The 22,339-nt window shown below is 68.8% G+C and carries 22 protein-coding genes; 10 read left to right on the top strand and 12 right to left on the bottom strand.

The window, feature by feature from the left end:
* Positions 1 to 64: 64 nt before the first annotated feature.
* Together N536_RS0102855 and N536_RS0102850 are read left to right on the top strand one after the other, a co-directional pair.
* Positions 65 to 1,354, top strand: coding sequence for an MFS transporter (locus tag N536_RS0102855; RefSeq protein WP_029112223.1), 1,290 nt, complete (start codon positions 65 to 67; stop codon positions 1,352 to 1,354).
* A gap of 10 nt (positions 1,355 to 1,364) precedes the next feature.
* Positions 1,365 to 2,138, top strand: a complete 774-nt coding sequence (locus N536_RS0102850; RefSeq protein WP_029112222.1) for a TIGR03084 family metal-binding protein — start codon at positions 1,365 to 1,367, stop codon at positions 2,136 to 2,138.
* A gap of 66 nt (positions 2,139 to 2,204) precedes the next feature.
* Here the strand turns inward: N536_RS0102850 and N536_RS37250 are convergent, their stop codons facing one another.
* The 3 genes from N536_RS37250 to N536_RS0102835 form a co-directional block, all read right to left on the bottom strand.
* Positions 2,205 to 2,513 (bottom strand): hypothetical protein, encoded by a 309-nt coding sequence (locus tag N536_RS37250; protein WP_231514390.1) that lies wholly within the window; start codon positions 2,511 to 2,513, stop codon positions 2,205 to 2,207.
* A gap of 106 nt (positions 2,514 to 2,619) precedes the next feature.
* Entirely contained in the window at positions 2,620 to 3,126 is a 507-nt protein-coding gene (locus tag N536_RS0102840; RefSeq protein WP_029112221.1) for a hypothetical protein, read from the bottom strand.
* A gap of 49 nt (positions 3,127 to 3,175) precedes the next feature.
* Positions 3,176 to 4,663: a CCA tRNA nucleotidyltransferase gene (locus N536_RS0102835; RefSeq protein ID WP_029112220.1), complete on the bottom strand. Its 1,488-nt coding sequence runs from the start codon at positions 4,661 to 4,663 to the stop codon at positions 3,176 to 3,178.
* A gap of 122 nt (positions 4,664 to 4,785) precedes the next feature.
* Between N536_RS0102835 and N536_RS0102830 the strand changes: the two genes are divergently transcribed.
* The 4 genes from N536_RS0102830 to sigM all read left to right on the top strand — a co-directional run bounded on the left by N536_RS0102830 (position 4,786) and on the right by sigM (position 12,266).
* Positions 4,786 to 5,571, top strand: coding sequence for an NUDIX hydrolase (locus N536_RS0102830; RefSeq protein WP_029112219.1), 786 nt, complete (start codon positions 4,786 to 4,788; stop codon positions 5,569 to 5,571).
* Positions 5,568 to 7,928: a DUF6049 family protein gene (locus N536_RS37245; protein WP_051574184.1), complete on the top strand. Its 2,361-nt coding sequence runs from the start codon at positions 5,568 to 5,570 to the stop codon at positions 7,926 to 7,928. Before N536_RS0102830 ends, N536_RS37245 begins: the two co-directional genes overlap by 4 nt.
* Positions 7,925 to 11,566, top strand: coding sequence for a murein biosynthesis integral membrane protein MurJ (murJ, locus tag N536_RS0102820; protein ID WP_081809015.1), 3,642 nt, complete (start codon positions 7,925 to 7,927; stop codon positions 11,564 to 11,566). Before N536_RS37245 ends, murJ begins: the two co-directional genes overlap by 4 nt.
* Positions 11,567 to 11,663: 97 nt before the next feature.
* Complete coding sequence (gene sigM, locus N536_RS0102815; protein ID WP_029112217.1) at positions 11,664 to 12,266, top strand: RNA polymerase sigma factor SigM; 603 nt, start codon at positions 11,664 to 11,666, stop codon at positions 12,264 to 12,266.
* Here the strand turns inward: sigM and N536_RS41205 are convergent.
* Positions 12,220 to 12,498: a hypothetical protein gene (locus N536_RS41205; protein ID WP_231514389.1), complete on the bottom strand. Its 279-nt coding sequence runs from the start codon at positions 12,496 to 12,498 to the stop codon at positions 12,220 to 12,222. The two genes, sigM and N536_RS41205, sit on opposite strands and share 47 nt — an antisense overlap.
* Before the next feature lie 152 nt (positions 12,499 to 12,650).
* Between N536_RS41205 and N536_RS0102805 the strand changes: the two genes are divergently transcribed.
* The 4 genes from N536_RS0102805 to N536_RS37240 all read left to right on the top strand — a co-directional run bounded on the left by N536_RS0102805 (position 12,651) and on the right by N536_RS37240 (position 16,125).
* A complete protein-coding gene (locus N536_RS0102805; protein ID WP_029112215.1) occupies positions 12,651 to 13,397 on the top strand; it encodes a hypothetical protein in 747 nt (248 codons plus the stop codon).
* A gap of 93 nt (positions 13,398 to 13,490) precedes the next feature.
* Positions 13,491 to 14,426 (top strand): thioredoxin-disulfide reductase, encoded by a 936-nt coding sequence (gene trxB, locus N536_RS0102800; protein ID WP_029112214.1) that lies wholly within the window; start codon positions 13,491 to 13,493, stop codon positions 14,424 to 14,426.
* Between the two features lie 34 nt (positions 14,427 to 14,460).
* On the top strand, positions 14,461 to 14,793 hold the full coding sequence (trxA, locus tag N536_RS0102795; RefSeq protein WP_029112213.1) for a thioredoxin: 333 nt from the start codon (positions 14,461 to 14,463) through the stop codon (positions 14,791 to 14,793).
* A gap of 135 nt (positions 14,794 to 14,928) precedes the next feature.
* A complete protein-coding gene (locus N536_RS37240; RefSeq protein WP_036435025.1) occupies positions 14,929 to 16,125 on the top strand; it encodes an N-acetylmuramoyl-L-alanine amidase in 1,197 nt (398 codons plus the stop codon).
* 6 nt (positions 16,126 to 16,131) lie between these two features.
* On the opposite strand, the gene N536_RS0102775 is transcribed toward N536_RS37240, so the two are convergent.
* From N536_RS0102775 to rnpA, 8 genes are all read right to left on the bottom strand, one after another.
* Complete coding sequence (locus N536_RS0102775) at positions 16,132 to 16,869, bottom strand: hypothetical protein (protein WP_029112210.1); 738 nt, start codon at positions 16,867 to 16,869, stop codon at positions 16,132 to 16,134.
* Positions 16,870 to 17,087: 218 nt separating this feature from the next.
* On the bottom strand, positions 17,088 to 18,065 hold the full coding sequence (locus N536_RS0102770; protein ID WP_029112209.1) for a ParB/RepB/Spo0J family partition protein: 978 nt from the start codon (positions 18,063 to 18,065) through the stop codon (positions 17,088 to 17,090).
* 124 nt (positions 18,066 to 18,189) lie between these two features.
* On the bottom strand, positions 18,190 to 19,176 hold the full coding sequence (locus N536_RS0102765) for a ParA family protein (RefSeq protein WP_029112208.1): 987 nt from the start codon (positions 19,174 to 19,176) through the stop codon (positions 18,190 to 18,192).
* Positions 19,173 to 19,874 (bottom strand): 16S rRNA (guanine(527)-N(7))-methyltransferase RsmG, encoded by a 702-nt coding sequence (gene rsmG / locus N536_RS0102760; RefSeq protein ID WP_036435022.1) that lies wholly within the window; start codon positions 19,872 to 19,874, stop codon positions 19,173 to 19,175. The genes N536_RS0102765 and rsmG overlap by 4 nt, the downstream gene beginning before the upstream one ends.
* A 57-nt stretch (positions 19,875 to 19,931) precedes the next feature.
* Positions 19,932 to 20,459 (bottom strand): R3H domain-containing nucleic acid-binding protein, encoded by a 528-nt coding sequence (locus N536_RS0102755; RefSeq protein ID WP_029112206.1) that lies wholly within the window; start codon positions 20,457 to 20,459, stop codon positions 19,932 to 19,934.
* A 61-nt stretch (positions 20,460 to 20,520) separates the two neighbouring features.
* The gene (gene yidC / locus N536_RS0102750; RefSeq protein WP_051574230.1) at positions 20,521 to 21,609 is read right to left on the bottom strand and encodes a membrane protein insertase YidC; all 1,089 of its coding nucleotides are present in this window, start codon (positions 21,607 to 21,609) and stop codon (positions 20,521 to 20,523) included.
* Between the two features lie 49 nt (positions 21,610 to 21,658).
* Positions 21,659 to 21,961, bottom strand: a complete 303-nt coding sequence (gene yidD / locus N536_RS41200) for a membrane protein insertion efficiency factor YidD (protein WP_081809014.1) — start codon at positions 21,959 to 21,961, stop codon at positions 21,659 to 21,661.
* On the bottom strand, positions 21,958 to 22,335 hold the full coding sequence (rnpA, locus tag N536_RS41195; RefSeq protein ID WP_081809013.1) for a ribonuclease P protein component: 378 nt from the start codon (positions 22,333 to 22,335) through the stop codon (positions 21,958 to 21,960). Before rnpA ends, yidD begins: the two co-directional genes overlap by 4 nt.
* Positions 22,336 to 22,339: the final 4 nt, after the last annotated feature.

Raw genomic sequence — 22,339 nt, 5'->3', positions numbered from 1 at the left:
TATTTGTAGTGTGGATCGGGTTGCCGATCGCCGTGTAACACCGTTCGACAGGACCGGATCTGACGTGACCGAATCTCGCGCACCCAATGCCTTGTGGCAGTCGGTGCGCGCGCTGCCCGAATTCCGCCGACTGCTCGAACTGCGCGCGGTCAGCCAGTTCGGCGACGGCGTGTTCCAGGCCGGGTTGGCGGGTGCCCTGCTGTTCAACCCGGAGCGTGCCGCAGGGCCGTGGGAGATCGCGGGCTCGTTCGCCGTGCTGTTCCTGCCGTACTCACTCCTCGGCCCGTTCGCGGGTGCACTGCTCGACCGGTGGGACCGCCGTGTGGTGCTCATCGGCGCGAACCTGGCCCGGCTGTTCCTGATGATCGGCGTCGGCACGCTGCTGGCCGTCGGCGCGGGCGAACTGGCGATCCTGTGCGGGGCGTTGATCATCAACGGCTTCACCCGCTTCGTATCGTCGGGACTGTCCGCCGCGCTGCCCCACGTCGTCCCGCGCGAACAGGTGGTCACCATGAATTCGGTGGCCACCGCCACCGGTGCCGCCGCGGCGTTCCTCGGCGCCAACTTCATGCTGCTGCCGCGGTGGTTGTTCGGCACCGGCGATGCGGGCGCCGCCTCGGTGATCTACATCGCGATGGTGCCGGTCGCGATCGCGCTGTGGCTGTCGGTGCGGATCAAGCCGCGCGCGCTGGGACCGGACGACAGCGCCAGGGCGGTCCACGGTTCCGTGGCCTACGTCGTGGCCACCGGTTGGGGGTATGGCATCCGCACGGTGCTTGCCGTCCCCACGGTTGCCGCCACGCTGTCCGGGCTGGCCGCGCACCGGGTGGTGTTCGGGTTCAACACGCTGCTGGTCCTGGTGATCGTCCGGCATACCGGCATGCGCGACGTCGCCGGGCTGGGCACCGCGGTGCTGTTCGTCGCCGCGACCGGACTCGGAGCCTTCCTCGCGACGTTCATCACCCCGTCCGCCGTGCTCCGCTGGGGCCGCTACGCCACCGCCAACGGCGCGCTCGGCCTGGCGGCCGTCGTCCAGTTGGGCGGCTCGGGCCTGCAACTGCCGATGATGATCGCGTGCGGCCTGCTGCTCGGGGGCGCCGGGCAGGTGGTGAAGTTGTGTGCCGACTCGGCCATGCAGATCGACGTCGACGACGCGTTGCGCGGCCACGTCTTCACCGTGCAGGATTCACTGTTCTGGGTGTCGTTCGTCGGCGCGATCGCGGTGGCGGCCGCCGTCATCCCCGCCAACGGACACGCGCCGGTGCTGGCGGTCTGCGGTGCAGTGGTCTATCTCCTTGGACTGGCCGCGCATTCGACGATCGGGCGCCGCGCCGACCGAATCCAGGACGAGTAGGGAGACAACCATGGCTGGAGCGGACACGGTGGTGGCCGACCTTCGTGCGGAGAGCGACGAGCTCGACGCGCTCGTCGCCGGCCTGCCGCCGGAGCGCTGGCGCACCGAGACGCCAGCGCCGGGCTGGACCATTGCGCACCAGATCGCGCATCTGTTGTGGACCGATCGGGTCGCGGTCATCGCCGTCACCGACGAGCCCGGCTTCGCCGAGGTGCTCACGCAGGCGGCCACGAATCCGACGGGGTTCGTCGACGAAGGCGCCGAGGAGCTGTCCGCGATGCCGCCCGCCGAGATGCTCGACGAGTGGCGGCGCACCAGGACCCGGCTGCACGACGAACTCCTCGGCGTCGCCGACGGCCGCAAACTGCCGTGGTTCGGTCCGCCGATGAGCGCGGCGTCGATGGCGACCGCCCGGCTGATGGAGACCTGGGCGCACGGCCTCGACGTCGCCGATGCGCTCGGCGTGACGCGGCCGGCCACGGCCCGCCTGCGCTCGATCGCTCACATCGGGGTGCGAACGCGGGATTTCGCGTTCGCCGTCAACGGGCTGCCCGCGCCTGCCGAGCCGTTCCTCGTCGAACTGCGGGCACCCGCGGGCGAGACGTGGTCGTGGGGCCCCTCGGACGCCGCGCAGCGCGTGACGGGATCGGCCGAGGACTTTTGCCTGCTGGTCACGCAGCGTCGGCCGCGCGCCGAGCTCGACGTGACCGCCGAGGGCGCCGACGCGCGGACGTGGTTGACGATCGCGCAGGCGTTCGCGGGCCCGCCTGGGCCCGGGCGATGAACGAAGAGAAGAGCCCCATCCAACCCGGGCGATGAACGAAGAGAAGAGCCCCATCCAACCCGGGCGCTAGGCCGGCGGCGCAGCCGGGTGCGGCGTGCCGTGCCACGGGTACATCGTGTTGGTCGTGACGTCGACGATGCCCTCGGAGTTCCAGTACCAGTCGTGCGGGACGTTCCAGTCCCAACTGAGGACCTGGCTGCCGGGGATCAGTGGGTCACCTGGAAACCAGTGCGTGCACGTGACGCCGTACGGACAGTTGCCACCGTTGTAGCTGGGGCCGTCGGCTTGAGCCGATCCGGCAGCCAGTGCCATTCCGGCGATGGTCAGGCCGGTGGACATCGCCACCGTCGCCGCCAACCGCGAGCCTCGCTTCATCGATCGGATCCCTTCACTGGCGCCGCCCCAGTGGCTTTTGCCGTTGCGGACCATTGAAGACCGTCGAGGCCGCTACCGATCCCAAAATCGAGCACGCCGTTGGTCGCTAGAGGGCCGTGGAGGTGTCCGCGGCGCCGTCCCCGTCGGTGTCCGAGAGCCGCACGTCCCAGTGCCCGTCACCGTCGGCGTCGACGTACGCCTGGTCGCCGACGAACGCCCGGTCGGCCAGCCCGTTGCGGTCGGCGTCGAGCAGCCGGTCGTCGTCCGTGCCGTCGCCGTCGAAGTCGACGGTCGGGCCGCCGACCGATTCCGCCCCGTCCAGCCCGAACCAGCGCACCTCGCCGCCGCGGCCCCTTGCGTCGAGCCCGACGGTCCACGTCCCCGAGCCGTCGTCGGTGAAGGACGCCTCGGCGTGCCCGTCATCGTCCAGGTCGAGAACGGCGTGGTCGGCCAGGCCGTCGCCGTCGAGGTCGGCCAGTGCGTCGTCGAGCAATCCGTCGCCGTCGAAATCCAGTCCTATGGCGTCGAATTCGCCGTCACCGTCGGTATCCAGATTCGGCTCGGCCGTCCACATCGCCGCCGTGCCATCACCGGCGCCCAGGCAGTACTCCATGTCAAATCCCCCGTCGCTTCGCTCGCCCCACGCCAGATAGGACGCACGCTCAGCTCCTGGCGTTCCACCACTTCCGAAGTTCGGCGACGGCCTCGTCGTGCTCGAGCGGTCCGCGGTCCAACCTCAGCTCCTTGAGGTACTTCCACGCTTCGCCGACGACGGGGCCCGCCGGGATGCCGAGAATCTCCATGATCTCGTTGCCGTCGAGGTCGGGCCGCACCTTCTGCAGGTCCTCCTTTGCCGCCAGTTCGGCGATGCGCTCCTCGAGGCTGTCGTAGTTGGCCTGCAGTCGCGCCGCGCGCCGCTTGTTGCGGGTGGTGCAATCGGCGCGCACCAGCTTGTGCAGCCGGTCCAGCAGCGGCCCGGCGTCGGTGACGTAGCGGCGCACGGCGGAGTCGGTCCACTTGCCGTCTCCGTAGCCGTGGAACCGCAGGTGCAGGTAGACCAGCTGCGAGACGTCGTCGACCATCTGCTTGGAGTACTTCAGCGCCCGCATCCGCTTGCGGGTCATCTTCGCCCCGACTACCTCGTGGTGGTGGAAGCTGACCCCGCCGTCGGCCTCGTGCCTTCGCGTGGCCGGCTTGCCGATGTCGTGCAGCAGCGCCGCCCACCGCAGCACCAGATCCGCGCCCGAGCCGGTTCCATCCCCCGAGTCGCTGCGCTCCTGCCCGCCGGCGCCCTCAAGGTCCATCGCCTGCGCCAGCACCGTCAGCGAATGCTGGTAGACGTCCTTGTGCTGGTGATGTTCGTCGATGGCCATCTGCATGGCCCCGATCTCGGGCAGCACCACGTCACCCAACCCGGTCTGCACCATCAGGTCGATGCCCGCGACGGGGTCGGCACCCAGGATCAGCTTGTCCAGCTCCGCGGCCACCCGCTCGGCGGTGATGCGGCCGAGCTCCGGCGCCATCCGCACCATGGCCTCCCGGACCCGTGGCGCGACGCCGAAGCCGAGCTGCGAGACGAACCGCGCCGCGCGCAGCATCCGCAGCGGATCGTCGCCGAACGACACCTCGGGCGCCGCGGGCGTATCCAGCACGCCGGCCCGCAGCGCCGCCAATCCGCCTAGGGGATCCCGGAATTCGCCGAGCCCGCCGGGTGCCTTGGGGTCGATGCGGACGGCCATGGCGTTGACGCTGAAGTCGCGGCGCACCAGATCGTCTTCGAGGGTGTCGCCGAACCGGACCTGCGGATTGCGCGACACCTGGTCGTAACTGTCGGCCCGGAACGTCGTGATCTCCAGGCGATGATCGCCCTTGAGCGCACCGATGGTGCCGAACTCGATGCCGGTGTCCCAGAGACCGTCGGCCCAGCGCCGCACGATCTCTTGCACCCGCTCGGGCCGCGCGTCCGTGGTGAAGTCCAGATCGGTGACGGGCCGGTCCAGCAGCGCATCGCGGACACTGCCGCCGACCAGGTAGAGCTCATGGTGGGCGTCGGCGAACAGCTTGGCCACCTCACTCAGTACCTGGGCATGCGGCTGGAGCGCCTTGACGGCGGCCAACAGCTCGACGTCGGCACTGGGATCGTTCGGCACGTTCGTTGATCTTTCCACCGAGCCTCCGCCGCGCTCACGGCGACGTAACGACCAGGCGACAAGGAGACCACGAAGGTGAGTGCGGCGAGGAGGAAAGTTGCAGGGCAGCTACTATCGCTTGGGTGTCGGAGGGCGAGCGAGCCAAACCACGACGACGTCGAGGAAGGCGTCGCGGCCGACGCTCGGCTGGCCCGCCGGAAGCCTTCGCGCAGCCAAGCGAACCGACCCCCGCTCCCGACACTCGCCAACCCCGTGCCGCCAAACCTTCCGACAACGGTCACAAGCCCACCGCCGGCCGTCGCCCCCCTGACCGGCTCCGTACAGTGCACGAGACCTCAGCGGGCGGCCTCGTGATCGACGGCATCGACGGCCCCAAGGACGGCCAGCTGGCTGCGCTGATCGGACGGCTCGACCGTCGGGGCCGGATGTTGTGGTCGCTGCCCAAGGGCCACATCGAACTCGGCGAGACCGCCGAGCAGACCGCGATCCGCGAGGTCGCCGAGGAGACCGGTATCCAGGGCAGCGTGCTGGCCGCCCTCGGCAGCATCGACTACTGGTTCGTCACGGAAGGGAGGCGCGTGCACAAGACCGTGCACCACTACCTCATGCGCTTCCTCGGCGGCGAACTGTCCGACGAGGACGTCGAAGTCAGCGAGGTGGCCTGGGTGCCCCTCAAGGAACTGCCGTCCCGGCTGGCGTACGCCGACGAGCGCAGGCTCGCCGAGGTGGCCGGGGAACTGATCGACCGGCTGCATTCCGGCGGGCCCACGGCCCTGCCGCCATTGCCGCACTCGTCGCCGCGACGCCGGGCCCAGACCCACTCGCACACCCGTAATCGTCGACCCGACGACTCCACACCACCCCCGAAACCTGGCCGGCGGGCGAACGGCTGCGGCCAGGGGCCATGACGCGCTGGGCGGCTTGGACGGCTGGCGTACGCCTGCTTGCCGTCGCCGCGCTGCTGACGCTGATCGCCGTGCCCGCCCTCGTGCCGAAGGCCGCCGCGGGCGAGCCGGGCGCCACTCCCTTCCTCCAGCTCCACATCGACCGCGTCACGCCCGACATCGTCAGCACGGCGAGCGAACCCATGGTCACGGTCACGGGGACCGTCACCAACGTGGGCGACCGCCCGGTGCGCGACGTGATGGTGCGCCTCGAGCACGCGGCCGCCGTCTCCGCGTCTCCCGAGCTGCGCACGAACCTCGCCGGCGGCGTCGACCAGTACGAGGCGGTCGCCGACTTCATCACCGTCGCACCGGAATTGGAGCGGGGCCAGAACGTCCCGTTCACGCTGGCGTATCCGGTCCGCTCGGCGGAGCTGCCGTCGCTGCGCATCGAGCAACCCGGCATCTACCCGGTGCTGGTCAACGTCAACGGCACCCCCGACTACGGCGCGCCCGCCCGGCTCGACGACGCGCGCTTCCTGCTGCCCGTGCTCGGGGTGCCGCCCGATCCGGCCACCGACCCCGCCGATCCCCTTTCGGCGGTGATCGCGCCGGACACCTCGCGGCCCACCCGCATCACCATGTTGTGGCCATTGGCCGACCGTCCCCGCCTCGCCGCCGGTGTGCCCGGCGGCGTCACGCCCGTGCGGCTGGTCGACGACGATCTGGCGGCTTCGCTCGGCGGTGGTGGCCGGCTCGACACGCTGCTCGCGGCGATCGACTTCGCCACCAGCCCCGCCGTCGACCCCGGCGGCCAGGTCCGCAGCGCTGCGTGCCTCGCCGTCGACCCCGATCTGCTCGTCACCGTGAACGCGATGACGTCCGGTTACGTCGTCAACGACCAGCCCGGCGGCGGGCTGAACTCACCCACCCATCCCGGCACCGGCCAGGACGCGGCGGTGAATTGGCTCAACCGGCTGAAGACCCTGGCCCAGCGAATGTGCGTGGCACCGTCGGTGTACGCCCAGGCCGACCTCGGCGCGCTGCAACGGGTCGGCGACCCCGGCCTCGACACGGTGGCCACCACCGACACGAACGCCATCGTCGACCAGATCCTCGGCGTCGCATCCGTGCGGGGCGCGACCCTGGTCGGTGACGGGCCGCTCACCGGGCCTGCGGTGCGCATGCTGTCCGAGCAGGGCCCGACCGTCGCGATCGCCGCTCCCGAGTACACCGTGCAGGACTCCGCCGCCGGTGAAGCCGCCCCGGTGGACGTCGCCCCGCGCCGGTACACCCCCGAGGTCGTCACGGCCCCTGTCGACCCGATGGTCGGTGCGGCGCTCGCCGGCGCGGGCCGCGCGCCGATGGCGCCGTCGTACCTCGATGCGTCGCTGGACGTACCGCTGCGACACGACTCCGCCGTCGCCCGACGTCAGGACGCGTTGGCCTCGCTGCTGTGGCGGGGACTCCGGTCCGATGCCGAACCGCGCACCCAGATCCTGGTGCCTCCGCTGGCGTGGGACCTCAGCCCCGACGACGCGGCCGCCGTCCTCTCCACGCTCGCCACCTCCATCCACTCTGGACTGTCGGTTCCGCGGCCACTGACCGCGGTGATCGCCGAGACCCAGGCCGTGCCGCAGGAGGCGGCACAACCGCTACCCCCCGACGCGCTCGGCAACGCGCGCGCCCGGTTCGACGATTCGGTCACCTCCGAGGTGGCGAGGGTGTCCGGCAGGCTGCGGGATCTGACGTCGGCGCTGACCGTCGACCCGCGCACCGGACTGACCGGAACGCAGTACACCGCGCCGCTGCGCGAGGACATGCTGCGGGCGCTGAGCCAGTCGGTGCCGCCCGACGCCCGCAACGGGATGGCCGGACAGCGGGTGCACACCACCGGCGCGACGGTCGACGACCTGTTCGGCGCCGTGACGATCGTCAACCCCGGCGGCTCGTACACCCTGGCCACCGAGCGCAGCCCCCTCCCCCTCGCGTTGCGCAACGACCTGCCGGTGCCCATCCGGGTGCGCCTCGCCGTCGACGCACCGCCAGGGATGACGGTCACCGACATGGGTGAGATCGAACTGCCACCCGGATTCCTCCCGCTGCGCGTTCCGATCGAGGTGCACTTCACCCAACGGGTGGCCGTCGACGTGGCGCTGCACACCGCCGACGGTGTGCCGCTCGGCGAACCGGTCCGACTGTCGGTGCACTCGAACGCGTACGGCAAGGTGCTGTTCTTCATCACGCTCTCGGCGGGTGCCGTGCTCGTCCTGCTGGCCGGACGACGGTTGTGGCACCGCTTCCGCGGCCAGCCCGACCGCGCCGATCTCGACCGGCCGCGTCGCCGCAGCGCGATGGCCCACACACCGGAAGAACAGTGAGCACGCCGCGACCGCCGGCGCCGCCGCCGCCCCGCCGGCCGCTCCCCCCGCCATCGAACTGGGCGCCACCCCCTCCGCCGCGCAGGCAGGCACCCGCGCCGCCGCATCAGCGGATCCCGCGCGGCCCGGCGCCGCGCCGACGCGCCGGACGGCAGGAACTCTCGGACGCCGCAGTGGTTTCCCGGTCCTGGGGCATGGCGTTCGCGACCCTGATCAGCCGGATCACCGGCTTCATCCGCATCGTGTTGTTGGCGGCGATCCTCGGTGCGGCGCTGTCGAGTTCGTTCTCCGTGGCCAATCAGCTGCCGAACCTGGTCGCGGCACTGGTGCTGGAGGCCACGTTCACCGCCATCTTCGTTCCGGTGCTGGCGCGCGCGGAACGCGACGACGCCGACGGCGGGACGGCGTTCGTCCGGCGGCTCATCACCCTCGCCACCGCCCTGCTGCTGTTGGCGACGGTCGTCTCGGTGGCGGCCGCGCCGCTGCTGGTCGACCTGATGCTGGGCGACGACCCTCAGGTCAACCAGCCACTCACCACGGCGTTCGCCTACCTGCTGCTGCCGCAGGTGATCTTCTACGGATTGTCATCGGTGTTCATGGCAATCCTGAACACCCGCAACGTCTTCGGGCCCCCGGCCTGGGCGCCGGTACTCAACAACGTCGTGGCCATCGTGACCTTGGTGGTGTACGTCATCGTGCCCGGCGAACTCTCGGTCGACCCCGTCGAGATGGGCAACGCCAAGCTGCTGGTCCTCGGCATCGGCACCACGCTCGGCGTCTTCGCCCAGACCGCGGTACTGCTGCTGGCGATCCGGCGCGAGCGGGTCAGCCTCCGGCCGCTGTGGGGCATCGACGAACGGTTGAAGAAATTCGGCACGATGGCGGCGGCCATGGTGCTCTACGTGCTGATCAGCCAGATCGGCCTCATCGTCGGCAACCAAATCGCCAGCAACGCAGCGGCTTCCGGCCCGGCGATCTACAACTACACCTGGCTGGTCTTGCAGTTGCCGTTCGGCATGATCGGCGTGACGGTGCTGACCGTGGTGATGCCCCGGCTGTCCCGCAACGCTGCGTCCCAGAACACCCCGGCCGTGCTGGCCGACCTGTCCTTGGCGACCCGGCTGACCATGGTGACCCTGATCCCGATCGTCGCGTTCATGACGGTCGGCGGGCCGGCGATCGGCAGCGCGCTGTTCGCATACGGCAACTTCGGCGAAGTCGACGCCGGTTACCTCGGGATGGCGATCACGCTTTCGGCGTTCACGCTGATCCCCTACGCGCTGGTGCTGCTGCAGCTGCGCGTGTTCTACGCCCGCGAACAGCCGTGGACGCCACTGGTGCTCATCTCCGTGATCACCGCGGTCAAGATCGTCGCTTCGGTGATCGCGCCACACCTCACCGACGACCGCGAGATGGTCGCCGGATATCTCGGACTGGCCAATGGGCTCGGCTTCCTCGCCGGCGCGACGGTCGGTTACGTCGTGTTGCGAGCCAACCTGAATCCCCCCGGCGGGCGACTGCTGAACCTCCAGGTGGTGCGCACCATCCTGGTGACGATCACGGCATCACTCCTGGCGGGCCTGATCGGGCACGTCGTCGACCAGCTGTTCGGCCTGGAGTCGCTCACCGCGCACGGCGGCGGTGCCGGGTCTCTGCTGCGGCTGCTGCTGCTCGGCCTGATCATGCTGCCGATCGTGGCGGGCGTGCTGCTGGCGGCCAAGGTGCCCGAGGCGACGACCGCACTGGCCTGGGTCCGGCGGAGGCTGGGCCGGGGTGCGCCGCCGCCGGCGGTAGCCGCTCCACCACCCGCCCCCGCCGACCGACCACGACCGATGGGCCCGCTCCCGTACTCTGATCAGAGGAATTCGTACCCCGTACGACCGCGTCAGAGCATGACCGTTCCGCGGGGGGAACCTCCGGCAGGGGTTGCCGGAGACGGGCTGCGGAAAGGACCAGCGGTGACCGACGACTCCGCGGACTCCCCGCCCGGCGATGCGGGCGCGACCACCCGCATTCCGCGCCAGGCCGCCGACGACTTCCAGCCCGACGTCCCGCCCGACGCCCCGTTTCCCGCGTCCGGTCGGCCGCCCGCCGACTACGGCGGCGACCCGACGCGCGAGCCGCTCACCCTCGGCATGCCGAACGAGCCGCCGATCGAGGCCGCCACCGCCGAGGACGACGTCCACCTCATCCCCGGCGCCACCATCGCCGGTGGCCGTTACCGGCTATTGGTCTTTCACGGGGGTCCACCGCACCTGCAGTTCTGGCATGCGCTGGACACCGCCCTCGACCGCCAGGTGGCACTGACCTTCGTCGATCCCGATGCCGTCCTGCCAGACGCCGAGCTCTCCGAGATCCTTTCGCGGACAATGAAGTTGAGTCACATCGAAACGCCAGGCGTGGCGCGCATCCTCGACGTCGCCAGGACCGGCTCCGGTGGCCTGGTGGTGGCGGAATGGATCCGCGGCGGATCACTTGCCGAGGTCGCCGAGACCGCGCCTTCGCCGATCGGCGGCGCGCGCGCCATCCAGTCACTCGCCGCCGCGGCCGACGCCGCCCACCGCGAAGGCGTCGCCCTTTCCATCGATCACCCCGGCCGGGTGCGGGTCAGCATCGACGGCGACGTCGCGCTCGCGTTCCCCGCCACGCTGCCCGACGCCACGCCCGAGGACGACATCCGCGGCGTCGGCGCCGCCCTCTACGCACTCCTGACCAACCGCTGGCCGCTTCCCGAGTCGGGGGTACGCAGCGGTATGGAGGCCGCCGAGCTGGACGCCGCAGGCGAACCCGTCGAGCCGCGCGCCATCGACAGGGACATTCCGTTCCAGATCTCAGCAGCAGCGGCCCGCGCCGTCCAGGAGAACGGTGGCATCCGCTCCGCGCCCACCCTGCTCAACCTCCTCCAGCAGGCCACCGCGGTCGCCGATCGCACCGAAACCATCACTCCGGTCGACGAACCGGCGCAGCCGCACCAGCGGTTCCAAGCTCACAACGACCCGGAGGCGCAGGCCCGACGCCGCAAGGGCCTGGTGATCGGTGTCAGCGTCGGCGCAGTGGTCCTCGTCGTCGCGCTCGTCGTCCTGGCCACGGTGTTGAGTCGGGTCTTCGGTGACGTCGGCGGCCCGCTGCAGGGCGATGAACTCGGGCTCAACGATCCCTCCAGCTCCACCACCAGCACCGCCGACGGCAGCGTTGTGAAACCCCTACGCGCAACGGTCTTCTCGCCAGGGGGCGAGGCCGACAATCCGGACGCGGCGAGCCAGGCGATCGATGGCAACCCGTCGACGTCGTGGTCCACCGACACCTACAGCGACCCCGTGCCGTTCCCGAACTTCAAGAGCGGTGTCGGGCTGCTGCTGCAGCTGCCGAAGCCCACCGCGCTGGCCTCGGTCACGTTGAGCCTCAACAGCACAGGGACCTCGATCCAGATCCGGTCCGCCCAGACCGCGACGCCCGCGTCGCTGGAGGACACCACCGAGCTCAGCCCGCCGACGCCGATGAAGACCGGCTCCAACACCATCGCCATCACGAACCCGACGCCTACCTCCACCGTGCTGGTGTGGATCACGACGCTGGGCACCGTCGACGGCAAGAGCGAGTCGGCGATCTCCGACATCACCCTCAAGGCCGCCTCCTAGGTCCATCCCCAGGCCGGCCGACGCGTCTGCCCTGTTCACGGGCCCAGCCGCGAAAGAAGTGTCGAGTGGGTAGTCCAGGGTTCATTAGTGTTCGGCTGTGGGCAGTTTCGGGGGAATCGTCGACCAAGATCGGTCGGATGCCGAGTTGCTCGCCGCGCACGTCGCCGGTGACCGGTATGCCTTCGAGCAACTGTTTCACCGCTACCACCGGCAGCTGTACCGGCTCGCACACATCACCAGCCGACACCCCGAAGACGCCGCGGACGCGCTTCAGGACGCCATGCTCTCGGCGCATCGCAGCGCGCCGCGATTCCGGCACGACGCGTCGGTGAGCAGCTGGCTGTACCGGATCGTGGTCAACTCTAGCCTGGACCGCCTGCGCCGCAACAAGTTCCACGCGACGGCCGTCCTTCAAGACGACGCATGTCACATCGGCGATCCGACGACGCGGGTGGACACGGCCCTTGTAATCGAGCGCGCACTGATGCGCCTTCCCGTCGAACAACGCGCCGCCGTCGTGGCGGTCGACATGCAGGGCTTCTCCGTCGCCGAGACCGCCCGGCTCCTCGGCGTCGCCGAAGGGACGGTCAAGAGCAGGTGTTCACGAGCGCGCGCAAAACTCGCCGAGACCCTCGACTACTTCGCGCCGGTACCTACTGACTCTGCCGAACCCTGGTGTCCGGCTGCGGCACCTGAATGATGCCGGGGCCGTTGACCACCTGTGACAGGCAGCCGGGGATGTTGCGGCACGCGATTATCGCGCCCGCGCCGGGCGACGAGCCAGGGACGGTCACCGGAGCATTGGGTATGCCGCACGTCTCCAGGTACGGGTTGAACGGCTGGATGTACTGGCTGCACGAGTTCGCGGACGCGGTGCCCGAGCCGATCATGATGCTGCCTGCGACAGCCAACGCGCCAGCACCGAATGTCACCGCGGTCATTATTTGGTGACGTTGCCAAGCCATGATTTTCCCTCCTGGGCCGCATAGCGGCCATTTCAAGCATGCACCCTTAATCAACGTCAGTGGCCATTACGGCAATTCCCTAGACTTCCCGCAGAGACCATCGGTTGGCGGGAGTGACGGTGAGCGACGACGCGGACGGCCCGGTTCCGTTGTCGCTGCTGGCCGACCTGCAGGCCGGGCTGCTCGACGATGACAGCGCGGCCGCCCTCCGCCGCCGTGTCCGCGACGATCCCGACGCCGCCCGCCGGATGGACGCCTTGGATCGGGTGCGCCGTGACCTGGCCGAACTGGGTGCCGATCCGGCGTCCGCGCCGGACGTCCCAGTCGACGTGGTCACCCGCGTGACCGACGGGCTGCGCACCGAGCCGCCACGACACCGGGTGGTCGGCTCGCCCGCCGTGTCCGCCGCCCACGCGGCGCGTGCGTCGGGCTCCCGGTTCCGGAACGCCGCGGCGGCGGTCGGCGTCGCCGCGGCGCTGGTGGCGGCAGGGGTGGGCACGGCAATGCTGCTCCGGGGTGCGGACCGCACGCCGGCGACGGGTCCGACCGCCGAACGCATCACCGTGTCGAGCCCCGTGGGCGGCGTACCCCTGACCGATGCCGAGATCCTGGCGTTGCTGGGTCAGCCGCCCGACCTCGGGCCGCTGGCCGACCCGCAGCGACGCGCGTCGTGCCTGAGCGGACTGGGCTACCCGACGTCGGCGACCGTCCTCGGTGCCCGCCCACTGTCCGTCGGTGGCAGATCCGGCGTGCTGATGCTGCTGCCCGGCGACACGCCGCAGCGGGTGAACCTCGTGGTCGTCGCGCTCAACTGCAGTTCCGCCGACACCGGGCTACTCGCCGAGCGGGCGATCACTCGGCGATGATGCGTCCCGGCCGCCCTCGGGGAACAGCCGGGCCTACGCTGGTGTTATATGCGTGCCAAACGCGGATGGCCACGCAGGGGCAGAAAGGCGGACATGACCCCTAATTCGACGGTGCATGACGTGATCATCATCGGTTCCGGTCCTGCCGGATATACAGCGGCCATCTACGCGGCACGTGCCCAGCTCAAGCCGCTGGTCTTCGAGGGCGTGCAGTTCGGCGGTGCCCTGATGACCACCACGGAGGTGGAGAACTACCCCGGCTTCCGGCAGGGCATCACCGGCCCGGAGCTGATGGAGGAGATGCGCGAGCAGGCCATTCGCTTCGGTGCCGACCTCCGCATGGAGGACGTCGACTCCGTATCGCTCGAAGGCCCCGTCAAGACGGTCACCGTCGGTGACGAGACCTTCCAGGCGCGCTCCGTCATCCTGGCGATGGGCGCTGCCGCCCGCCAACTCGGCGTACCCGGTGAGATGGAACGCATCGGCACCGGCGTCAGCACCTGCGCCACCTGCGACGGCTTCTTCTTCCGCGGTGAGGACATCGCCGTCATCGGCGGCGGCGACTCCGCCATGGAGGAGGCGATCTTCCTGACCAAGTTCGCCAGCAGCGTCACGCTGATCCACCGTCGCGAGGAGTTCCGCGCCTCCAAGATCATGCTCGAGCGGGCCAAGGCCAACGAGAAGATCACCATCCTCACCAACACCGCCGTCACCCAGGTCGAGGGCGAGCCGAAGGTCAGCGGGGTGCGGCTGCGCGACACCGTCACCGGCGAGGAGTCCAAGCTCGCCGTCACCGGTGTGTTCGTTGCGATCGGGCACGATCCCCGTTCGGACCTGGTCCGCGGGCAGGTCGAGCTCGACGACGAGGGCTACGTCAAGGTCGTGGGTCGCACCACCAGCACCTCGATCGACGGCGTGTTCGCCGCGGGCGACCTCGTCGACCACACGTACCGACAGGCCATCACCGCCGCAGGCAGCGGATGTTCCGCCGCCATCGACAGCGAGCGCTGGCTTTCCGAAAAGGACTGAACCCGTCCATGATTTCCCAACGAAGGAGCACCCCATGACTGACACCAAGGCGACGGTCGTCGTCACCGACGACTCGTTCTCGGACGACGTGCTGTCCAGCAGCACTCCGGTACTGGTGGATTTCTGGGCGACCTGGTGCGGCCCATGCAAGATGGTCGCCCCGGTGCTGGAGGAACTCGCCACCGAGAAGGCCGGCGAACTCACGGTCGCCAAGCTCGACGTGGACGAGAATCCTGCCACCGCGCGGGACTTCCAGGTGGTGTCCATTCCGACGATGATCCTGTTCAAGGACGGTGCCCCGGTGAAGCGGATCGTGGGGGCGAAGGGCAAGGCCGCGCTGCTGCGCGAGCTTTCCGACGCCCTCTGACGGCGCGGCACGCCGGGTCGAGGCCTGGCCTGTAGGTTTCCGAATATTCAGAGCCGTCTGCGACAATGCTGTTCAGCATGTCTTGCAATCGGCGGCGTCTGTGTCCGCCGCCCTCCGCGACCTGAAAGGCCTGGTATGTCGAGTCTGCGTCGCGGTGACCGGGGCGGTCCGGTTACTGAGATTCGGGCGGCCCTGGCAGCGCTCGGGCTGATCGACAGCCCCGATTCGGACCTCACCACCGGCAAGCACGTGGCGTTGGACGCCTTCGACGACGAACTCGATCAGGCGGTCCGCGCCTTCCAACAGCAGCGGGGACTCCTCGTCGACGGCATCGTCGGCGAGGCCACGTACCGCGCTCTCAAGGAGGCGTCCTACCGACTGGGTGCACGTACGTTGGCCCACCAGTTCGGGGCGCCGATGTACGGGGACGACGTCGCCACCCTTCAGGCACGCCTGCAGGATCTGGGTTTCTACACCGGTCTGGTCGACGGGCACTTCGGTCTGCAGACCCACAACGGCTTGATGTCCTACCAACGCGAGTACGGCCTATACCCCGACGGCATCTGCGGTCCGGAAACGTTGCGCTCCTTGTACTTTCTGGGTTCCCGCGTGACTGGCGGCTCGCCACATGCCATCCGCGAGGAAGAACTCGTGCGCCGCTCGGGTCCGCGTCTGTCTGGCAAGCGGGTGATCATCGATCCGGGTCGCGGTGGCGACGACCACGGCCCCATCATGCAGGGTCCGTCGGGTCCGATCAGCGAAGCAGACATCTTGTGGGACTTGGCAAGTCGTCTCGAAGGGCGGATGACCGCGATCGGCATGGAGACGTTCCTGTCCAGGCCCGTCGGCCGTAGTCCGTCGGATGCCGAACGGGCCGCGACGGCCAACACCGTCGGCGCCGACCTGATGATCAGCCTGCGTTGCGCCGCCCTGCCGGGGTCGGCCGCAAACGGCCTGGCGTCGTTCCACTTCGGAAACTCGCACGGCTCGGTGTCCACCATCGGACGCAATCTCGCCGACTTCATTCAGCGAGAAGTCGTCGCGCGCACCGGATTACGCGACTGCCGCACACACGGCCGCACGTGGGACCTGTTGCGGCTGACCAGGATGCCGACCGTCCAGGTCGACGTCGGCTATGTCACCAACCCCCACGACCGAGATCTGTTGGTATCGCCGCAGAATCGCGATTCGGTCGCCGAAGGCATCCTGGCCGCGGTGAAACGGCTCTACCTCCTCGGCAAGAACGACAGGCCCACGGGCACTTTCACGTTCGCTGAGCTGTTGGCCCACGAGCTTTCCGTCGAACAAGCCGGCCACGCCGCACAGGGCTGACGCTCGCTACACGCACGGACTTGCGCCGGCACCGACCGGTCGCAGTTGCGCACTTTCCAGCAGACGTTCCAGCGCTGCCTCCACGTCGGCCTTCCAGCCCAGACCCTGCTCCAGTTCGAGGCGCAGGCGCGGGAAGTAGCGATGCGGGGTGACGACCTCGAATCCGACGTCGCCGAGGAAGTCCGCATCGACGATGCACCGGTCGATCGAGCAGTCGCCGAGCACCTGCACCGCCGGACGCAGTTCGGCAGGCACCAACCGCGGGTCGCTGAGTTCCGATGCCTCGGCCGTCCTGCCGAACGCCTCCAGCGCGCGGACACCGCGGCGCACGAGATCCCCCACCACCGACGCGATCAGACCGCGAGGTAATCCGTCACCGTCCTCGGCGCTCTCGATGCCCATCGACGTGAGAAGCACCGCGTCCGCACTGACCGGGCCGCTGGGAAAGAGGCGCGCCCGCGGGACCGCGCGCGGCGAGCCGTAGAACGCGTAACCGAGGCACGGCGCGTCATCGGATGACGAGTCCAGTTGGCCGTCGGGTCCGCACGGCACTGCGATCTGACCGCACGAGCCCCACTCGAGCATGACCATCGACAGCCACGCTTCCTTCTCGAATTCGGGATCGGCGAGGTGATCGTCGCCGGGCAGCGTCGACGGATCGACTTCCCAGAACACGCATCGCCGCGCATGCTTGGGCAGTTGCTCGAAGGCTTCCAGCCGCAGCGGCATGATTCGGGCCGACACTAGACTCCCCGGCTTTCAGACAGATCAGAACTCGTTGGTTGCCCCTCCAGGATAGGTAAGGTCGCCGCGCCGGGTTCGGTTTCGGTGCGGACGCTCACCGAAATCCGGCTTTCCATCGAATCCCTTTGGTGCGCAACGTGTTTCCTCCTCGGAGTGGCGTCGACAGCCGATCGACGGACCCTATGTGTCACAGTGACGTAATTACGACGTGTGGTAGGTCAGGCCTTCGCAGAGTTCATTAGGTCCACTATCCGCTGCAGGTCGTCGACCGAGCCGAACTCGACCACGATCTTGCCCTTGCGTTTGCCAAGGCTCACCGTCACGCGGGTGTCGAACGCGGACGACAGCTTTTCAGCAACGTCCTGGAGGCCCGGCATCTGGATCGGCTTGCGGCGCGGCGCCGGCGCCGTCTCGGGCCCCTCGCGGTTGGCCAACGTGACGGCCTCCTCCGTCGCGCGGACGGACAGACCCTCCGCGACGATGCGTGCGGCCAACTCCTCTTGCTTCTCGGTACCTCCCTCGAGTGCCAGCAGCGCACGAGCGTGCCCAGCGGACAGCACGCCGGCGGCCACCCGACGCTGGACGGCGATGGGGAGCCGCAACAGGCGGATCATGTTGGTGATCACCGGTCGCGACCGGCCGATGCGGGCGGCTAGTTCATCGTGGGTGACCGCGAACTCGTCGAGCAGCTGCTGATAGGCCGCCGCCTCTTCCAACGGATTCAGCTGTGCCCGGTGGATGTTCTCGAGGAGGGCGTCGCGCAGCATGCTGTCGTCGGCAGTCTCGCGGACGATCGCGGGGATGGTCGCCAGCCCGACCTCCTGGGCTGCCCGCCACCGCCGCTCCCCCATGACGAGCTGATACCGAGGCGCACCGCCGTCGGATTCCAACGCGCGCACCACGATTGGCTGCATGAGGCCGAACTCGCGAATGGAATGCACCAGCTCCGCCAGCGCCTCACCGTCGAACACCTGACGCGGCTGCCGTGGGTTCGGCTCGATGGCGGACGGGTCGATCTCCCGGTACACCGCGCCGACCTCGGAGACGGGAGCCGGGGCGCCGCCCAGCACGACGTCGGCCGCCGCGTCACCCATGCGCGGGCCCATCTCACCGGGCGTGTGCTCGCTCGGCCCGGTGGGGATCAGCGATGCGAGCCCACGCCCCAGGCCGCTCTTCTTGCGTGTCGGTTGAGTCATCGGGTTTGTCTCCTCTTCGCGCAAGCGCTCATCGGTACTGTCTCCTCTTCACGCAAGCGCTCATCGGTACTGTCTGCTCTTCGCGCAAGCGCTCATCGGTACTGTCTGCTCTTCGCGCAAGCGCTCATCGGCTCTCCCCCGGACTCGTGTGCGCCCGCTCCGCCAGTTCTCGGCTGGCATCGAGGTAGCTCATCGCTCCCCGTGAACCCGGGTCGTAGTCCAGGATCGTCATCCCGTACCCCGGCGCCTCGGAGACCTTGACGCTGCGCGGAATGACTGTGCGCAACACCTTGTCCCCGAAGTGGGCCCGGACGTCCTCCGCCACCTGATCGGCGAGCTTCGTGCGGCCGTCATACATCGTGAGGATCACAGTCGTGACGTCGAGGTTCGGATTCAGATGCGACTTCACCATCTCGATGTTGCGCAGAAGTTGGCCGACGCCCTCGAGTGCGTAGTACTCGCATTGGATGGGGATCAGTACTTCCGGAGCCGCCACGAGCGCGTTGATCGTGAGGAGCCCCAGCGACGGCGGGCAGTCGATGAAGACATAGTCGAAGTCGTGTTCCTGCAGCGCGGCGAGCGCGTTGCGGAGCCGCCCTTCCCTGGCGACCATGCTGACCAACTCGATCTCTGCGCCGGCCAGATCGATGGTCGCCGGAACGCAGTACAGCCGTTCGTTGTGCGGACTGCGTTGCAGCGCACCCGAGAGAGGGATCTCCCCGATCAGCACTTCGTACGACGACGGGGTGCCTTCGCGGTGTTCGATGCCGAGCGCCGTACTCGCGTTGCCCTGGGGGTCGAGGTCGATCACGAGCGTGTTGAGTCCCTGCAGAGCCAGTGCCGCGGCGATGTTCACCGCAGTGGTGGTCTTGCCTACGCCACCCTTTTGGTTCGCGATCGTGAAGACCCGCTGCCGGGGCGGCCGTCGAAGGTGCTTTGCCTTGGCGGTGTGCAGCAGCCGCACCGCCCTCTCGGCTTCGGCCCCGATCGGGGTGTCTTGGGCAGCGTCGTCCTTCCAGGCCTCGCCAGAGCTCGACGTCCATGTTTCACGTGAAACATTGGGGGGCGGTGGCCTGTCGTGCGCCGCGTCGCCGTCGGTGGACGGTGTCATCCTCTGCTCCTGCCCGATCGCCCCTTGGGGCTCGATCGCGATGTCCGCTTCCCGCGTCGCGCTACGACCACGGTGGCGGGTGGATTCAAATAGTCCACGCCACATTTCACCACCCCTATGTCCACCGCACCCAACAAGCTCAGTGCCCGTCGGTGCTCGCCAACTTCTTCGTCGGCACGGTCGCCCTTCATCGCCAACATGCGTCCGCCTTCACGCAGCAGGTGCAGGGACCACCTCGCCAGCTTGTCGAGCGACGCGACCGCCCTGGACGTGACGGCGTCCACCTCGCCCAACTCGACCCGAACGTCCCTATCCTCCGCGCGGCCGCGGATCACGGCGACGTCCAGACCAAGTTCGTCGACGACCTCGCGCAGGAAGTCGGCGCGCCGGAGCATGGGTTCGATGAGCGTGACGCGGACTCCCGGGCGCGCCAAGGCGAGTGGGATGCCCGGCAGTCCAGCCCCGCTCCCGACGTCCGCCACCCGCTCATCGTCCCCCACCAGTTCGGCGACGGCGGCGCTGTTGAGTACGTGTCGCTCCCACAGCCGCGGCACTTCGCCGGGACCGAGGAGACCGCGTTCGATACCGGCACCGGCGAGGATCCGGACATACCGTTCGGCCCGCTCGAGGTTCTCGCCAAAGACTGCGGCGGCCACGGATGGCGTGTCCGGAGGTTCGTCATGTTTCACGTGAAACATCCTCCGGATCCGCCATCGGGCCGCCGCATGGGAACTACATCTGTGTAACTCAGTGGGTCAGTCAAGCAACACGACGACGCGCCGAGCCGGCTCAGCACCTTCGCTCTCGCTGTGCACGCCGTCCACGGCCGAGACCGCGTCGTGCACGATCTTGCGCTCGAACGGCGTCATCGGATCGAGCTGTTCGCGCTCGCCCGTCTCCAGCACCCGGTGTGCGATCCGGTCGCCAAGGGCGGCAAGCTCGTCCCGACGACGCCGCCGCCACTTGGCGATGTCGAGCATCAGCCGGCTGCGCTCACCGGTCTTCTGGTGCACAGCCAGCCGCGTCAACTCCTGGAGCGCATCGAGCACTTCACCCTTCCGGCCGACGAGCTTGTTCAAGTCGTCGCCCCCGTCGATGCTCACGATGGCGCGATCCCCCTCGACGTCGAGGTCGATGTCGCCGTCGAAGTCGAGCAGATCGAGGAGCTCCTCGAGGTAGTCGCCGGCGATCTCGCCTTCGGCCACCAATCGATCCTCGAGCTCCTCGCCCTTCGGTTCGTCCGCTGGCGCGGTGCTGCGTTCGGTCGTATCAGCTTCTGTCATGTCCGTCCTTCTTCCTCGTCCACCGGTCGGCCCGCGGTTGGTGATCCGCGGTCGGCTCCGGTCAGGGCCTTCGCTTCTTTGGCCGGTTGTTGGTTCGGCGCGGAGCGCGATTGGGTGTTCCGCTGCGCGCACTACCGTTCTTGGGCGTCGTCGCATCGGGGCTTGCCGACTCGTCGAGGGCCGCGATCTCGTCCCCCGCGGTCTCGGTGAGTTCAGCAGCCGACGACGTCTCGGCGTCCGACACCTTGTCCGTGGGCTTCGCCGCCGCGGGCTTCGCGCCGGGGGCGGGCTTGTTGCGCTTCGGCTTCGCGCCCGGCGGCGGAGCGTTCGACGCGCGGCGCTCCAACTCCTCGAGCTTCTTAGCCTCCTCGCGCTGCTCGATCTTGCCGAAGACGTAGTGCTGCTGGCCATAGGTCCAGATGTTGTTCGACACCCAGTAGAAGAGGATGGCGAGCGGCAGGAAGGGCCCGCCGACGACGACGCCGATCGGGAACACGTAGAGCGCCAGCTTGTTCATCATCGCGGTCTGCGGATTGGCCGCCGCTTCCGGACTCTGCCTGGCGACGGACGCCCGGCTGTTGAAGTGCGTCGCGATGCCCGCGATGATCATCAGCGGAATGCCGACGGCGATGACCGCCGGCCGGTCGAACTCCTTGAACGCGCCGATGCCCGTCGTCTGGATCATCGTCCCGCCCAGCGGAGCACCGAACAGGTTCGCGTCCAGGAAGTGCCCGACGTCGGTCGCGCTGAACAAGTAGTTCCCCAGCGACCGGTTCAACTCCGGTGACAACTGCGGCTGCCCGAAGCCGCCCTGTGTCCGGTTGAACGACCGCAGCACGTGATACAGCCCGAGGAACACCGGCACCTGGGCAAGCATCGGAAGGCAGCCGAGGATCGGGTTGAAGCCGTGATCCTTCTGGAGCTTCTGCATCTCCAGCGCCATCCGCTGGCGGTCCTTGCCGTACTTCTTCTGCAGCGCCTTGATCTGTGGCTGCAACTCCTGCATCTGGCGCGTCGTCTCGATCTGCCGGACGAACGGGCGGTACAGGATGGCCCGCAGCGTGAACACCAGGAACATCACCGACAGCGCCCAGGCGAAGAAGTTCGACGGGCCCAGCACGAACGCGAAGGCCTTGTACCAAACCCACATGATCGCGGAGACCGGGTAATAGATGTAGTCGAGACTGAACCAATCGAAACTAAACAAGCGAATCGCTCCTCAACGTGGCGCCTCCGTCGGCGTGGTCGTCATGCGCGTGCGGCGGGTCCGGTATCGGATCCCATCCTCCTGGATGCCACGGCCCACATTTCAGCAGCCGCACCACCGCGAACCAACCACCGCGGATCAGCCCATGCTGACGTAGGGCGTCCACCGCGTACTGACTGCACGTCGGGGTGAACCGACACGAGGGCGGGCGAAGTGGCGAGATCATGTTTCGGTAAAGCTCGATCGCGAAGATCACGCCGCCCACGATCCTGGCCTTCGGCCCGCGTCCGCTCATCGGGGCGTGGAACCCTTTCGGCTCCCAGGGGTACGGCCCTCCGGGCCCGTCCGCCGCAGCGCCTCTCGCAATTCCTGCTCCAGTCTTGCCGACATGGCGTCACGACTACCCGGCAGAGCGCGAACCACCACCCGGTCCCCCGCACCCAGTTCGTCGACCACACCATGGGCGACGTGTCGGAGCTTGCGCGAGACGCGGTGACGTTGGACGGCATTGCCGACGGACTTCGAGACAACGAAGCCGATCTTCGGAGCGTCGCCTTCGGCGGACCGGAGAGCATGCACGACGAGGTCGGGCTGGACGGCACGGACTCCCCGTTTGACCGTCAACCCGAAATCCGTCGACCGCGTCATCCGGTACCGGGCCGGAAGCACCGCG

The sequence above is a fragment of the Mycobacterium sp. URHB0044 genome, assembly GCF_000620625.1.
In the GTDB taxonomy this organism is placed as follows: Bacteria; Actinomycetota; Actinomycetes; order Mycobacteriales; family Mycobacteriaceae; genus Mycobacterium.
Note: the sequence above shows the minus strand (reverse complement) of the source record. Positions and strands in the feature narration are given on the sequence as shown.

What these genes read in the sequence shown, in the direction of transcription:
- N536_RS0102770 (WP_029112209.1), bottom strand. Translation starts at nt 18,065, where the DNA reads ATGACTCAACCGACACGCAAGAAGAGCGGCCTGGGGCGTGGGCTCGCA.
- N536_RS37250 (WP_231514390.1), bottom strand. Translation starts at nt 2,513, where the DNA reads ATGAAGCGAGGCTCGCGGTTGGCGGCGACGGTGGCGATGTCCACCGGC.
- N536_RS0102755 (WP_029112206.1), bottom strand. Translation starts at nt 20,459, where the DNA reads ATGACAGAAGCTGATACGACCGAACGCAGCACCGCGCCAGCGGACGAA.
- N536_RS37245 (WP_051574184.1), top strand. Translation starts at nt 5,568, where the DNA reads ATGACGCGCTGGGCGGCTTGGACGGCTGGCGTACGCCTGCTTGCCGTC.
- yidC (WP_051574230.1), bottom strand. Translation starts at nt 21,609, where the DNA reads ATGTGGGTTTGGTACAAGGCCTTCGCGTTCGTGCTGGGCCCGTCGAAC.
- N536_RS0102840 (WP_029112221.1), bottom strand. Translation starts at nt 3,126, where the DNA reads ATGGAGTACTGCCTGGGCGCCGGTGATGGCACGGCGGCGATGTGGACG.
- N536_RS0102850 (WP_029112222.1), top strand. Translation starts at nt 1,365, where the DNA reads ATGGCTGGAGCGGACACGGTGGTGGCCGACCTTCGTGCGGAGAGCGAC.
- N536_RS37240 (WP_036435025.1), top strand. Translation starts at nt 14,929, where the DNA reads ATGTCGAGTCTGCGTCGCGGTGACCGGGGCGGTCCGGTTACTGAGATT.
- yidD (WP_081809014.1), bottom strand. Translation starts at nt 21,961, where the DNA reads ATGAGCGGACGCGGGCCGAAGGCCAGGATCGTGGGCGGCGTGATCTTC.
- trxB (WP_029112214.1), top strand. Translation starts at nt 13,491, where the DNA reads ATGACCCCTAATTCGACGGTGCATGACGTGATCATCATCGGTTCCGGT.
- trxA (WP_029112213.1), top strand. Translation starts at nt 14,461, where the DNA reads ATGACTGACACCAAGGCGACGGTCGTCGTCACCGACGACTCGTTCTCG.
- rsmG (WP_036435022.1), bottom strand. Translation starts at nt 19,874, where the DNA reads ATGTTTCACGTGAAACATGACGAACCTCCGGACACGCCATCCGTGGCC.
- N536_RS0102765 (WP_029112208.1), bottom strand. Translation starts at nt 19,176, where the DNA reads ATGACACCGTCCACCGACGGCGACGCGGCGCACGACAGGCCACCGCCC.